12 protein-coding genes and 2 pseudogenes are annotated in these 14,178 nt (G+C 47.1%); 4 read left to right on the forward strand and 10 right to left on the reverse strand.

Going from position 1 to position 14,178, the window contains the following annotated elements; all coding sequences use genetic code 11:
• Genes PG722_RS09035 through PG722_RS09045 form a run of 3 tightly spaced genes read left to right on the forward strand, consistent with a single transcriptional unit; the run spans position 1 to position 3,840 of the window.
• The gene (locus tag PG722_RS09035) at positions 1 to 912 is read left to right on the forward strand and encodes a phosphoribosyltransferase-like protein (RefSeq protein WP_270576599.1); all 912 of its coding nucleotides are present in this window, start codon (positions 1 to 3) and stop codon (positions 910 to 912) included.
• Positions 872 to 2,914 (forward strand): ORC-CDC6 family AAA ATPase, encoded by a 2,043-nt coding sequence (locus tag PG722_RS09040; RefSeq protein WP_270580328.1) that lies wholly within the window; start codon positions 872 to 874, stop codon positions 2,912 to 2,914. Before PG722_RS09035 ends, PG722_RS09040 begins: the two co-directional genes overlap by 41 nt.
• Positions 2,911 to 3,840, forward strand: a complete 930-nt coding sequence (locus PG722_RS09045; RefSeq protein ID WP_119189547.1) for a hypothetical protein — start codon at positions 2,911 to 2,913, stop codon at positions 3,838 to 3,840. Before PG722_RS09040 ends, PG722_RS09045 begins: the two co-directional genes overlap by 4 nt.
• A gap of 349 nt (positions 3,841 to 4,189) precedes the next feature.
• Here the strand turns inward: PG722_RS09045 and PG722_RS09050 are convergent.
• The 6 genes and pseudogenes from PG722_RS09050 to PG722_RS09075 form a co-directional block, all read right to left on the reverse strand.
• Positions 4,190 to 6,023, reverse strand: a pseudogene (locus tag PG722_RS09050) (antirestriction protein ArdA).
• Entirely contained in the window at positions 5,927 to 6,631 is a 705-nt protein-coding gene (locus PG722_RS09055; protein ID WP_270580329.1) for a hypothetical protein, read from the reverse strand. The pseudogene PG722_RS09050 and the gene PG722_RS09055 overlap by 97 nt, the downstream one beginning before the upstream one ends.
• 9 nt (positions 6,632 to 6,640) lie before the next feature.
• Entirely contained in the window at positions 6,641 to 6,979 is a 339-nt protein-coding gene (locus PG722_RS09060; RefSeq protein ID WP_119189546.1) for a hypothetical protein, read from the reverse strand.
• A gap of 84 nt (positions 6,980 to 7,063) precedes the next feature.
• A pseudogene (locus PG722_RS09065) lies at positions 7,064 to 7,732 on the reverse strand (DNA topoisomerase); the annotation flags it as partial.
• A 10-nt stretch (positions 7,733 to 7,742) separates the two neighbouring features.
• Positions 7,743 to 7,943, reverse strand: coding sequence for a transposon-encoded TnpW family protein (locus tag PG722_RS09070; RefSeq protein ID WP_022473970.1), 201 nt, complete (start codon positions 7,941 to 7,943; stop codon positions 7,743 to 7,745).
• A gap of 122 nt (positions 7,944 to 8,065) precedes the next feature.
• Positions 8,066 to 9,943: an AAA family ATPase gene (locus PG722_RS09075; RefSeq protein WP_270580330.1), complete on the reverse strand. Its 1,878-nt coding sequence runs from the start codon at positions 9,941 to 9,943 to the stop codon at positions 8,066 to 8,068.
• An 89-nt stretch (positions 9,944 to 10,032) separates the two neighbouring features.
• On the opposite strand from PG722_RS09075, the gene PG722_RS09080 reads away from it, so the two are divergent.
• On the forward strand, positions 10,033 to 10,452 hold the full coding sequence (locus PG722_RS09080; RefSeq protein ID WP_099571277.1) for a nuclear transport factor 2 family protein: 420 nt from the start codon (positions 10,033 to 10,035) through the stop codon (positions 10,450 to 10,452).
• A gap of 77 nt (positions 10,453 to 10,529) precedes the next feature.
• Here the strand turns inward: PG722_RS09080 and mobQ are convergent, their stop codons facing one another.
• The 4 genes from mobQ to PG722_RS09100 all read right to left on the reverse strand — a co-directional run bounded on the left by mobQ (position 10,530) and on the right by PG722_RS09100 (position 14,124).
• Positions 10,530 to 12,044: a MobQ family relaxase gene (mobQ, locus tag PG722_RS09085; RefSeq protein WP_270580331.1), complete on the reverse strand. Its 1,515-nt coding sequence runs from the start codon at positions 12,042 to 12,044 to the stop codon at positions 10,530 to 10,532.
• Between the two features lie 234 nt (positions 12,045 to 12,278).
• Entirely contained in the window at positions 12,279 to 12,584 is a 306-nt protein-coding gene (locus PG722_RS09090; RefSeq protein WP_270580332.1) for a DUF3847 domain-containing protein, read from the reverse strand.
• Positions 12,585 to 12,736: 152 nt separating this feature from the next.
• Complete coding sequence (locus PG722_RS09095; RefSeq protein ID WP_270580333.1) at positions 12,737 to 13,567, reverse strand: hypothetical protein; 831 nt, start codon at positions 13,565 to 13,567, stop codon at positions 12,737 to 12,739.
• Positions 13,564 to 14,124 (reverse strand): RNA polymerase sigma factor, encoded by a 561-nt coding sequence (locus tag PG722_RS09100; RefSeq protein ID WP_270580334.1) that lies wholly within the window; start codon positions 14,122 to 14,124, stop codon positions 13,564 to 13,566. The genes PG722_RS09095 and PG722_RS09100 overlap by 4 nt, the downstream gene beginning before the upstream one ends.
• Positions 14,125 to 14,178: the final 54 nt, after the last annotated feature.

Consider the following 14,178-nt stretch of genomic DNA (forward strand, 5'->3'; position numbering starts at 1 on the left):
ATGGAACACATCGATTTCCCTGGAGATTTCCCATCGTTTGAAACAATGATGTCTGTGTTGAAGAAAGTTTTTGAAAAATCTTGGAAAGTAGATTTGGATATTGAAGATATTAATTTGTGGTTGGGCAACTTTACTGGAACCTTTTTTGATACAGAAGATGAAAGGCGTCTAGCCTTATGGATGCTATGTAACTTTACATATTACAACGATGCGGAAATAAACCATTTGTGTTCTGTCTTGTTCAAAAAATTTATTCATACTCTAATGACAGATTACGGATTGAAATCTTCTGAAGAAGTTGAGGCTCGTATAAATACATTGAAATTCACTTCCATTGGGCGTCCAAGTGAAAGCGGAGGCCTCATTCTATACCATTTTCGTCAGGAGGCCCGACTTAGCACAGACTGCTTCATATTCCCGACATCTATCGCTGCAACGGAATCTGACATTATTGTTTGTATAGATGATGTTATGATGAGCGGAGGAACTGCACAACGATTCTTTTACCAAAATCAGGAGGATTTTGCGGAGAAAAAAATTTACTACTTGGCGCTTCTATCGAGTAATGAAGCACTTTCTAAACTCCAAGAGCTCAATATCAAGGTCATTCCTTGTGCTGTGATAGATGAGCGGAATCGAGCTTTTTCTGAAGAATCATTATGCTTCTTCAAATACCCTGCACTAAAAGAAACTGCAAAAATAATGGTTGAAGGTTATGGAAAGAAAATTGAGCCTAAAAAGGCTTTGGGCCATATGGATGGACAGTACTGCTTTGGATTCTCTTATAATATTCCAAATAATAGCCTGCCGATTTTCTGGTCTTCTTCTAATGGATGGAATCCTATCTTTTGCCGAAAGGAGAAATATCAAAATGCCAAACAAGCTAAACGAGAATACGGATTCTTTATTTAAAAATCCTTTCGATGATTATAACGCTAATGTTCTAGACCCCGAATTAATCATGCAGTATTGGTTTACACCTTTTTCCACCGGAGCATTGAAGGATTTTGATGAAAAACGTTTTTTTACTCAAAAGATGCCTATAATTTTGCAAGGTTCGCGTGGATCAGGTAAAACTACAATTTTAAAATACTTTTCATTCCCTGTACAATGTGAGCGTGCGCTCCAAAATCATATAACTATTAGACAACAACTACTTAAAGATGAAGGAGTAGGGTTTTATTTTCGGTGTGATGATTCTTTTCTGAAAGAGTTTGAAAGCGTATTTAGTATCGCGGTAGAATCAAAATGGACCTCTTGTTTCGAACATTATCTGGAACTTTTTTTTGTTAAAAGTTTGATTGAACTAATTTTCAAATTAGGTAAAGATTATAGCGATAATTTTCCAGATGAAATACTTAAAACTTCCAATTTGTGTGAATTAAGGGCGGACTGTAATTTTACAGATATGCACTCGTTTTCGGAATATATTGACGCTGAAATTCGCTACATAAATACGTTTAAAAATGAATCGCTTTTTACGCAAGCGAAGTTTGAACCAAAGCATGTTTGGAGTATTTACGATATTAGCAGTAAATTGATACATGCGATTGCTCAAACAGCTCCAGAATTATCAAAATTAAATTATTTGCTATTAATTGACGAATTTGAAAATCTCCCGCAAGAATTGCAAAAACAGTTTAATACTATGATTAAATTTTGCCGTCCCGACATTTCCATGCGTATTGGACGGAGAAGTGAAAACATTGTAACAAAAGAAACCATTAACGATGTTGAGTATTTACGTGAGCAACATGATTACCACTTGATTGTATTAGACCAGGAACAGGACATGCAAAGCTTGCGATCGTACTTGCTTGGTATAGCGAAAAAGCGCTTGGAAGCAATGGATTCTTCTTTGTTTCCCACCAGCATAATAGATATTTTGGGGGATAAAGAAGATTTGGATGCTGAATGTCAAAAAAATGCAAACGCCAAAAACCTACATTTGCGATATGTTTTAAATTCTAATCCAAGAATAAAAGCAGATGACGGATTACTTGATCAAATTATTTCTATTATTTCTTACCCGCAAAACAGAATTGCAGAAACATTAAATGCTTTGTGGGTTTCCAGGTGCGAACAAGATGAAAATCCGCTTGATGTTGCAAAATTTACCGTGAATGCGATGCAGGCTTTTTTCAATAAAGGTGAGCACCAATTGCTTGAAAAATATAAAAATGACTATAGCAATAAATATAGATATGCTATCACAATCTTGATATGTACAGCTTACAAAAAAGATAAGCTATATTATGGTTTTAATACTCTTTGTCATCTTTCAGAGGGCAATGCACGCACATTCATAAATTTGTGTAAAGCAATAATTAGCGACGCTTTATTCTATGAAAAAAAGCGATTTCTATCCATAATGAAAATTTCACCAGAATCACAATCCCGAGCGATAAGAAGCTATTCCCGAAGTGAATTTAATTCTGTTTGTTCAATAATTCAAAACGGCAATTCGATTAGAGAGTTTCTATTATGTTTGGGCAATGTGTTTTCTGAATTCCATAGAGATAAGCTGGTAAGATATCCGGAAACTAATCAATTTATTTATAATCCGGATGATTTATCTCCAGAGGATAGAAAAACTCTAGAAATTGCTATAAGTTGGTCACTAATAAAAAAGAAAAAAGACACTCAACGTCTATCAGCTGGTATTTCAAAAGAGGGAGATATATATACAATAAATAAAATATTTACCCCAATTTTTAACATTTCTTACCGTACTAGAGGAGGAGTCAATGTACATTTTTCAGCGGAAGAAATTGGGGAAATGCTTAAGGGGCAATTCCAAAAGAGCAAACTTAGTACATCTACAAAAAGGAAAAGAATTAGCCCCACAAAGAATATTAAAAATATTCCTCCGGCAGATCAATTATCTTTTTTTGACTGGGGGGAAGGCAAATGAGCACTTATTATACGATTTCATCAGCTGAAGACATAGACGCACAGATTTATGATACCTTTATTTTAGCAGATGGGTCAGATGATCGAACATTAGAAATGGCTAAGATACTAAATAAAAAGGGGGCGGATATTCACACTATTGTATTGCTGAAATATCAGAATGATAAGCCAAGCGCAGGCCTAGAGAAAATGTTTCCTTCTGCACAAATAATACCGGTTATAGTAAATGAATTACAAACATATTTTTTGGCGCAGCTAATAAATATTTCAGATAAACTAAGTAGTGAAAAGCTAATTGTAGATATTTCCTGCATTCATACTCCAGAAATGTTTGTGTTGCTAAAGTATCTTAAGACGGCAAATCCGAAGGAAAAACTTGATATTGCATATTCAACCCCTTTTGAGTATGATTTTCCTGAAGAACCTTTTACATCTTACTGCTCCTACTATGGGAATCTTAAAACCACCGATTTGTTAGGCTTTGGTGGCATTTCTGATGGTTTAGCACATTCTCGTATGATTATCTTCTTGGGATTCGAGGGAGTCCTTGCATCTAAAGTAACAGAAGATATACAGTATGAAGAGCTTTTATTGGTAAACAATCTTCCGTCCTTTTTTCCAAAGTATAAGGATATATGCGTAATAAATAATTATGACTTGCTTTCTACGCACAGAAGTAAGTTACTATATGTTCCTGCGAATAATCCTTTTGAAACTTTCAATTTTCTAGATAGTGTATTCGATGGGAAGTCCTCATTGTGTGTAGCGCCTTTAAGCACAAAGCCTGTTGCTCTGGGTGTTTGCCTATATGCTATGTCTCATAAAACGCTGCGCATCGTTTATCCTACGTCGGAACATTACAATGATCACAGGACTAACAAAGTTTTGAATACTAATATTTATAGTATTCCGCTACAATCAATATAAAAAGGATGCCGCCACTGGATCGCTTTGATCCAATGGCGGCGCTCCCATTTTGCTTGACAAAAGGTGAAAATCTGGTGTTTTTCCTATGTAGAAACGCCTTGCCGCCCTACATGGGAAAATCATACTGCCCCTACACGGAAAAGCCGCCACAGGCGGTTTTCTTCCCGTTTTGAACCCTAATTTCTGCACTTTTGGGAACGGCGGGAAAGATAGTGCGGGCAGGACACCACCACTGCCCGGAAGCTCTGCTTGCAGGGATAGACACAGCCTTTGCAGAGCTTGTTATACTGGCGCCTGCCATTCTTGCCCAGGAAGAACGACCATTCCAGACGCCATTTCTTGCTCCGGCTCATAAGTCGCCCAGCTCCGGGGGCTTCTTCTGCGGGGCGGGCTTTTCCGGGCCTTTTCGTTCCACGCACTCCCGTTTCGCGTCCTCCAGCCGCTCCCGGATGGAAGGCTTTTTCTCCGGCGTGGTCCTGCACGCCTCGGCCTGGGCTTTCTCCAATTCCTCCCCACGGCGGCCGTTATTGATGATCCCGTCGATTATCCCATAGTCGTCCTCCAGGGTCATTTCTGCCGTGCGCAGCGGGTTTTCCGGCTCCACGGGGACGGACACGATCTGCCCGTTGATGCTGGCGAACAGCTCCGGCCGCTTGAATTGCTCGGTGTACTTCTGGATCATGTCTGGGGACAGGGACGAAAAACTCTCCGGCCCCAGGCCCACAACCAGGAAGGTGCCTGCCACGATGTCGTAAATCTCCCCATGCTCGTCCCGGAGGGAACGGTTCAGGTCTAGACCAATGAGCTTGCCTTCATCGTTCAGCACCAGCCCAATCGGATCGTCAAAGGGATAGGAGGCGGCAATATCACCGCCCACCTCCGCTTGCAGCGCATGGAGGCCGGGGTCGATCTCCTTCACATAGGGTTCCTTCATAGGCTCCACCACCAGAACAGTCAACTTCTCCGGCGTGGTATGTTCGGGGGCGGCTCCACTGGGGATGGCAAAGGCACGGCTGCCGTTGGCCATGATGAGATACTTCCCATCCTCGGACTCATGGTGAAAACCGTATCCAGCCGCCTCCATCTGTTCCCGGCTCATATCCGTCACATGGAAGGTGCCCCTGGGGGTCCGCACCGTCTCACCGGTCTCCCGGTCGTCCGGGGTGGACGCCGCTTGCTGCCCGTACAACTCCGCTTTATACTCCCGGTTTGCCTGTTCCGCAAAGACCAGCATCTCGTCCACATGGGACTGATCCGGGTTTTCGATGGCTTCCCGGATTACCTGGGGGTCCACATCCAGAAATTCTTCATAGCCGGTGGCGCCCTTGAGCTTCTCAATCTCCGAAGGAAGATAGTCCTCCTGGGTCTGCCCAGGGCAGCCAGCTTCTCGTCTAGGGCGGAGATGCGCCCGGCCATCAGATTCTCGTAGATTTCTTCCTTCGCCGCATGTTCCTCCGGGTGCTCAGCGGCATACTGCGGGTCGTGCTGCCGGAAAAACTCGTCCATATCATAGGCAAGGTCGGTTGCCATATCCGACTTTGCACTTTCGTCCAGAAATTCTTGTTCCTCTTGTGTAACGGTGACTCGATACTCCCACGGGATGCTCTCCCGGTATCCCGTACATAGCCCAGGTCGGTGAACTGGCCGCTTTCCTCCAGGGCGATGTCCCGCCCGTAGGCTTCATAGTCGATGTAGTTGCGCAGATGCTCCGGCACCTGTATGGCGTCCAGTTCCTCAATGTAATACCGTCCCAGATCGTCGTGGTCGTGGATGTTGGGATAAACGTTGTAACAGTCCAGGTTTTCCGTCAGATTGATAAGCTCCTGGATGCTGCCCGTGTGGTCGCCGATTTTCATAGCAGCCTGGAACCGCTTATATTCATCCTGGCTCATATCATCCAGTTTGGAGGCCAGGTAGTTCAGTTCATCCAGGTTGGCATACTCGCCCAGCAGGTCATAGAGGCCGTCCACATAGCAGTCGTAGTCTATGATGAACCATTCCTCATAGTTCTGCCCGAAGTCGTCTTTCGCACCGATCCCGATGCGCTCAAAGACCTTTTTCAGTTCCTCCGCCGTGGTGGGAAACTTCACCCATTCGCCCACAAGGGCGCCCTCGTTGTACTTACCCAAGTTGGTGATGAAGGCGGCAAAGGGATAATCTTTGTCATAGTCATAATGGGGCATAGCGACACCTCCTTATCGCTCCGGCGCAGGCTTTTCCCGATGGGGCTGCGCCTTGCTCTGGTTGGCACATTCCTTCCGGCTCTGTTCCAGCCGTTCTTTGATGGAGGGCTTTTTTCCGTCTGCCTCTCTCTGGGGCGCTCATGTTCCCACTCGTCGCCGGAGAGAGTGAGATAGCCTCGGCTCGTAAAGCAGCCCTGTTCCTCCTGCATGGCATGATTGCCGAAGGGAACGAGATCAATAGCGTCCAGCAGATCCGGGGGCAGAAGGCCGTCCAAATGCTGCGCCAGATAGCGCCAGACCACATCCTCCATCTTGCGGATGTTGGGTTCCAGGATGAAATACTCCGTGTTAGCGGGAAACTCCCGGAACTGCTCCAGGGTGGTCAGGCGGAAGGGAGACTCCTGCACAGCGGCCAAGAGGTTACGGTCCTCGGGGGAAAGTCCGGCAAGCGCCTGGGTCGCTGTCTCCAGCTCGCTTGCGTCACCGCCTGCGGGTAGCAGCGGTTTCAAATGCTCCATGAAATTGGGCTCGGTTTTGCTCAAAGACATCATCCTTTCTGAAAATGGGTAAAAGAAAAGCAGGGAACCCGGAAAGGTTTCCTGCTTCAAAATTTATATTTATTTTTTCTTATTTTTCCTCTTTTTAAGTGCGTTTGAAACTGTCCCCTGTGAAATATCGAGCATATCTGCTATGTCGTCTTGAACAAAATCGGCAGACAACTCACAAATGATGGAATCCCGTTCATCTTTCGTTTCATAAGCGGGAATCTTGACAACCGAACTTTTTTCCACCCCGCTTTTTGACAAGGTTTTTATAAATGTTCGTCCATCAGATGTCGTTGCCTTTGCAAAACGTTCTCCATTTCTTTTTTTTACGCCAAGTTTCAGGGAAACCAAATCCTCCTGTAAAATCGCTGGTTCCTGATTGAATGCATTAATGAGCTCATCAGATGACATGACAAAACTCCCCCTTACAAATTTATCAAATTGTTATTAATTTGATATTAATATGATACAACTGGAGGAGCTGTTTGTCAAGACCTATTTAAGCGCAATTTTATAATTGACATACTTGCCGCCGGTATCGTCCAGGATCACCACCGCATCATAGGTGGAACCTTTCTTCTCCGACCACATCCCTTTGACGGAAGTACGGCCCTTTTTCAGAAGATCGGCCGCCATTTTCCGGGGCATTTCCTTGCGGCGGCTGATTCAGAAACGGTTATTCTTCCACATGACAAACTGGCAGGCCCGGTCCGAACAGGCGCAGTTCTTCTTGCCCACATAAACCGGCTTGCCGCAGCGTGGGCAGAGGCCCACCGTTTCCTTCTCCGGCTGGAACAACTTTTGCCCATCCTCGGAAATGTGGGAGTATTTCCGCACCAACTCCACCGCCATTGCCTCGATCCCGTCCATGAAGTCCTCCGGCGACGCATGGCCCTTTGCCACCTCGTTTAACCGCTGCTCCCAATCCGCTGTGAGCTTGGGAGAGGTCAGCAGTTCCGGCAGTACCGTGACCAGGTTGACACCCGCCTTTGTGGGGATCAGGTTCTTGCCCTTGCGCTCCACGAATCCGCCAGACACCAGCTTTTCGATGATGGCCGCCCTGGTCGCTGGGGTGCCCAGACCCTTGCGCTCTGCCTCGTCCGGCATATCTTCCTTGCCCGCGTTCTCCATGGCTGACAGAAGGGTATCCTCTGATACGTTTTGTCAAGGGTGTTTAAGAACTTTTTTCGCTGTCATTCAAAATCAGACGCTTGATTTTGTCGCTCATGGTTTCTTTGCTCGTTTCACTGAAATGGATTTTGACGCGGTAGGTGGTCTTTCCGATTTTCTTTATCATTACAGGTGGCGCGGCTTCCTTTACGGTCAGAGGGGAAGCGGTTGCGGGGGTGCTGCGGTTGCTGGTGTCGTTGTTCATAGGCTCTCCTTTCCATGAGAAAAGCCCCATGCGGTCATACATGGGGCGGCTGTTTTGGGGTTGAAGTGGCGAAGTGGCAAAGTGGCAAGGTATCTGGGTTTTGCCACTTGGATTTTGCCATTTCACTTTTTAAGGGCGTGATACCATGCTGCGCCGATACGCTTTGAGATAATTCGCCCGTCAAGGTTTTTCTTTGCCGCCCGGACGGTACGGGCAGAAATCCCGGCCTCTGCGGCGGCTTTCTCTATGTCCTCGCTGGCAAGCTCTTTCCCGTCTGCAAGCAGGTCAAGTATCAGCTTTTCGGCTTGCTCGGTCTTGGTGGCGTTGTTGCCGCCCGCGCCGGACAGCAGCTCGTCGGCGGTGATGTCGTATTCGCCTATCCACGAAAAGCCCGTTTCCGGGTCAAGGCAAAAGGCTACGGGCTTTCCCTCCGGCGCAAGGGAAGATTTGTCATGGACGATAACGCGCACATTCGGTTCTCGCTTCACGCGCCCGATCAGCAGGACGCTCCTTGCTGCGGCGCGGAAGTCGATAGAACCTAAGCCCCGGTATGCGCTCTGCCCTCCGGCAGCTTTGTTGAGATGTCCGATAAGGATAACGGCGCACCCGGTACGCTCGGCAACTTCGGCAAGGCGGCGGAACATGGGGCGCACTTCGTTTGCCCGGTTCATGTCGGTCTTTTCGCCCATGTACGCCTGTATGGGGTCAAGGATAATCAGCCGCGCCCCGGTCTGCCGGATAGCTCTCTCTATGCGCTCGTCGGACAAAGTAAGCTCCCGTTTTGCTTCATCAATCACAAGAACGCGGTCAAGGTCTGCTTCGGCTTCTATCAGGCGGGGCTTGACGGTATCGCCCAGCCCGTCCTCGGCGGTCTGGTAAATTACTTGGAACGGCGGCAGGGGCTTCATGTTCGGAAGCTCCCGCCCGGTGGTGCAGGCGGCGGCAAGGCGCAGCGCAAAGGTGGTCTTTCCCTCGCCGGGATTGCCTTGCACAATGGTTACTTTCCCAAAGGGAATATACGGCTCCCATAGCCATTCAACGGTCTGTGTGTCAACCTCGCTCATGCGGATAATCTCAACCGTTTCTTCCTGGGTTGGCTCTTTCAGTCCATAGACCGCTTCGCGGAGATACTTCCCGTCTGTGATTTCTCCCCTGCGCGTCTGTACCTCATTCCAGTCTTTGAAAAGAGGGATAAGGCGGTGGACGGTCAAGCCCTCCGGCATAAGCTCCACAAGGCGGCTGCAAGCGTCGTTTCCGGCTTGGTCGCTATCAAGGCAGAGATAGACGGTCTGAATGTCTGGACGGTCAGAGAGGAAGCGTAAGAGGGCTTTCTCGCCTACGCCGCCCAACGATAAATAGCTCTGCTTCTGCCAGCCCTTTTTGAACAGGCAGAGGAAAGATAAGAGGTCTATCGGGGCTTCAAAGACAAACAACCTTTCGCCCTCGCCACGGTAGCAGAAGTTAAAGGCTTTGTCGCTGCCTTTCACATCAAGCCGAAAACTCCCGGCTGTACCGCGCTGATGGGCGTATCGCGGTATGCCGCTTTCATCTCTGCCGACGAATACGGCGTTATGGTGGGCGGCTTCCTCGTAAATATCCCCGGTGGAAAAGAAAAAGCCCGTCACATCTTCATCAATGCGGCGGGCTGCTGTGAGGTAGTTCCTCGCTATGCGGTTGTCGGTGCTGCGGGGTGGCAGTCGGAAGTCGGATAGGGGCGCGGGGCTTGGTCTGTCCGGCGGCGGGGCGGCTCCTTTTTCGCCTGTCAGCAGTTCAACGGCTTCGGTGAAGCTCTTGCCGAAAAACTCCATGACAAAATCAATGGGTGCGCCGCCCTTGCTCTGGCTGTGGCGATACCATTTGTTTCCCCGGACGGTCAGGCTGTCGTGCCGTTTCCATCGGTATTCCTGTCCGGCGCGGGTAAGCTGCTCTCCCTGTGATTGCAGGAAAGAAACAAGGTCGGCTTGGTTGGCGCGGTCTATCTGTTCTTGGGTGTAATACATGGCTGATACCTCTCTTTCTGTGGTTGAATTGTTCATAGTTTTGATGTAGAATGAAACCGAAAAATCGGAAGTTAGTGAGGTGCTGGATTGTGAATGAAAGAGAAAGAATTATTCACTTATGGTTTGAAATGTGGCTTACAAAACAGGATTTAGGTATTGATAATATTTTTGCAGAAGATGTAATTTATACTGAAAGTTGGAGTCCAAAATATAATAACCGTCAAATCGTAAAACACTGGTTTCAGGAATGGAATACTCGTGGCAAAGTCGTTGCTTGGGAAATCAAACAATTTTTCCACAAAGGAAATCAGACGATTGTGGAGTGGTATTTCAAAAATGAAATGAACAATGGGAGCATAGAGGAATTTGATGGAATTTCCCTGGTTGAATGGACAAAGGATAATAAAATAAAATCATTGAAAGAGTTTGGTTGCAATTTGAATAATTATAATCCTTATGAGCATAGTGACCTGCCCGAATTTAGGGACGAAAGAGCAAGTTGGTTTTAATATTAGGAATCAATAGCGTCCATTTTATCGGAAAACATTTAGGACGGACAAGTAAAACAGCTTGCCCGTCCTTTTCTTTATCGCTCCTGTTCCTGCCGCTTGGTGCGGCTCTGCGTCTGTTCCGGTTGGTCGGCGCGGAGTGCAATATCCACGCACCTGCGGATTTTTTGAAGCTCGGCAACCTCGGTGCGGGTATCTTTCAGTTTGGTATAATCGCTGTCCCTCTGTGTTTTGAGGTCAGCATATTCCTGTTCCCATTCCGCAATAGGCAAGGTCTTTGTTCCTTTCGGCAGATTTGCATGGAGATAGCGGCTTGCCGCGTTCCATAGGGTCAGCTCGGCGTGGTGGGCTTCCTCGTACTTGTCGCGCTTGTTTGTCCAGCCGTTTTGCAGCTTTTTCAGTTCATCGTGAATGGGCTTGTACTCTGTGTAGTTCTTCCCGTATTCAATTAGCTTTTGCAGCTTCTTCATGCGTTCCTCGGCGGTTTTCATTCCCTCCCGGATTGAATAGGCTTTATCACTGACAGAGGAAAGAGAAGCGTCCAGCTCGTCAAGATTAGAGATGCCATGCTCGGAAAGATAGTTGACCGCCGCCGCTATGGTTTTCAGTTCATCGGCTGTGTGCTGTTGTTGCCAACGCTGCGAATACTTCCGGCTCTTTTCTCTCTGAACGCTCAAATACTTCATCAGCAGATTTGCAAGGTTGGGAGATTGCGGCGGCTGCTTCGGGGCGGTTTCCCGCGCTTTGAACAGGTCGGCAATCCACTCTTTGAGCTTCCCAATCTGCGCCCGGATTTCCCGGATAAGGCGGTTTGCCTTTTGAATACTGCGGTTCAGTTCGCCTTTCTCGGTGGCGATACCTTTCTTCTCCATCTGGCAAGCCGCCACGCCCATGTGGACGGTGGGTATCTCGTCAATGCCGCGCTCGGCGTTGCTGCGGTGGTCGATACGCTCCGGGCTTCCGTTCCTCTCCAAAAAGTCGTTGGTATAGTCAGCCCATGCCTTGCGCCACAAGAGGGTGTTGTCCTTGTCGTTCCAGCCTGTAAGGTCAATTTTGTGCGTCTTGTATCTGCCGCTTGGCAAGCGGATACGCTCGCCGTTTTCGTCAAGGTCATATTCCTTTGGGGACTTCGCCGCCCATGCGCCGCGCTCGTCAAGTGGTCGCATGGTCAGCATGATATGACAATGGGGATTGCCTTTGTCGGTGTCGTGAATGGCATAATCAACGCACATTCCTCTGGAAACAAATTGAGAGGAACAGTATTCCCGGACAAGCCGGATCTGTTCCTCTCTGGATAATTCTATGGGGAGCGCTGCGTCAATCTCACGCGCAAGCTGGGCGTTCCCGGCTTTCTCGTAAAGCTCCACGCTGTTCCACAAGGTTGAACGGTCAGAGAATGAGGGTGGCGCGTGGGGCGGCAGCATGATCTCTGTATGGACAACACCGCCTTTGCGGGTGTAGTCATGGGTCATTCCGTCCCATTCGTTTGTCAGCTTTTCGCCGCTTCGGTAGGCGGCTGCGGCAACTGCTGATTTGCCTTTGCCCCGGCTGACTATGCTGATGTTACAATGGTAAATAGCTATGGGTATCACCTCCAGTATAGCGGATATAAAACTTGTGGAAAATGAATAGCTTGCGTAGCAAGGTGTTCGGTTTCCGCAAGTACACAAAAGGGTAGACAGCGTAAGCTGTCGCAGGGGAAGTGTAGCGTCCCCTGTCTGCGGCAAAGCCGCCAATCGTAGCGCGGGGTAAAATCCCTGTGTTTAAGATAAAGCCCTCGGCAGAGCGCACACGCCCGTTAAGGTGTATAAGTGCGCCCTTAGTGTCTAAGGGATTTGTTCAGCGTTCCCGTTCTCGGCTCGTTTTTTCAGATATTCCCGTACCGGCTCACTCGTCAATGCAAGTTTAAGAAGTGCTGTGGCTTCCTCGTCGGTCATGTTCTTTGCTTCCGGCACAATGCTTTCAAAGACTGCGCCCCGGACGATAAGGCGGTGGCTGCGTGTCCTGCGTTCCTCTTTGGATAGCTTCTGACGCAACATCTTTTCTCGGTTCTCAAACTGCCGGATTTTCTTCTTTCCGTCCTCAATCTCGGCTTGCAACTCCTCGCGGGTTTTCTCTCTTGGCTTTGTCATGGTTGGGCGCTCCTTTCTGCTCATAAGCATAGAAAAAGGACAGTCGATTTTCTCGGCTGCCCTTGTAAAATAGAAAACTTATTTACTTTGCAAGAAGGTTTTGTTCGGATACTTTTTCATCAGAAGTATGGCTTGTTTGGGCGTGGGGCATATCAGTCTGTGTTATGATAGTGTTCATATAACCAGTATTTTCCCTCAAACTCAACGACAATGTTATCGCCGTACTGATAAACCGCAGCCCCTACAATATCATCATTTGCTTGGAAATTTTCTTTTGGTTCTTCCGAAGAACTAACTGTGTTTTCGATTTTTCCTAACAAATTGAAAGAACTTTTTTCATCTGCGAAGTTGGGTTGAGAGTCAACGATTTGATAAAGCGTATCATTTACATAGACCATAGGAGCAATATCTCCAGAAATGGGAACCAATGCCTTTAGCAAATCTTCTCCTGTTACACCTAATTGTGCTTCATCGCTTGCAAAAGGAATACGCAGCAGGTATTGTTGGTCTACTTCGTAAAGATATATATAAATGCCTGAGCCAACATCTTGTGTGTCACCTAAAAGAGAAAGAACATCTTCTCTTGTCATGGTCGGTGTTAGTTCTTTAATTTGCTCAGATGTTACCTGCGTCGGTGTATCGAGCGGTTTTTTGTTTTCTGGTATTAGACTAAGGATTTCTTCAGTCAACGGGTTACTTTCTCCTGCGTCAATCGTTTTTGCAGCTTCTTTTATTTCTTTATGAGAATAGTCGCTCAAATCTTCAACAGCAATGCCGAGAGAATTGAGATAATCAACCGCTGCATTATATTGAATTATATCAACGGCAAATGCGGTCAATGGTATCATCAAGCACAAGCAAGCTGCAATAGCCCCCCACTTTACCCAAATGGGCTTTTTGGCTTTCTTCTTGTAGTTGAGAGCTTCATCGACATATTTTGTGTCAAGCTCGCTCATAGCGTCGGAAAACTTCTTTGCATTCATACGAATACCTCTCTTTCAATCAAATATTGCTTCATCTTCTCGCGGATACGGGTCAGCCGGACAGAAATGTTTTTTTCTGAAAGCCCCATAAACTCGGCTATGTCCTTATAGCTGTCGGAAAACCAATAGCGGCGCATGAAAATAACGCGGTTTTCGGTAGTCAGCGTGTCTAAAAATGCTTCAATGATACGGGCTAACTCTTTGGCTTCGATTTCTGCTTCTACTGTATTCGGGGCTGCTATACAGGCTTCAATTTCTTCCAAAGCAATCGTGTAATGGCTGCTCCGTTTGGCTGCTTCCTTTCTCCAATAGATTTTGAGTGAAATGTTCCGAACGATTTTCACAAGATAAGATAGCAGCGGGTTAGGTCGTGCCGGGGGAATGGCGTTCCATGCGCCTAAATAAGCGTCGTTTATACATTCCTCCGCGTCTTGTCTGCTGCCTACGATATGGTAGGAAAGATTGTGGCAGACCTTTCCGTATTTTATATCCAGCTCTCGTATGCCTTGTTCTGAACGTCCAAAAAACATTTCTATGATTTTTTCGTCGTCTATCATCTCACCGCCTCCTTTCGGGCTTCACCTATGTACTACGGTTTCAGCGGCAAATAC

The sequence above is a fragment of the Butyricicoccus sp. OF27-2pH9A genome, from assembly GCF_027693185.1.
Lineage (GTDB): Bacteria > Bacillota > Clostridia > Oscillospirales > Butyricicoccaceae > Agathobaculum > Agathobaculum butyriciproducens.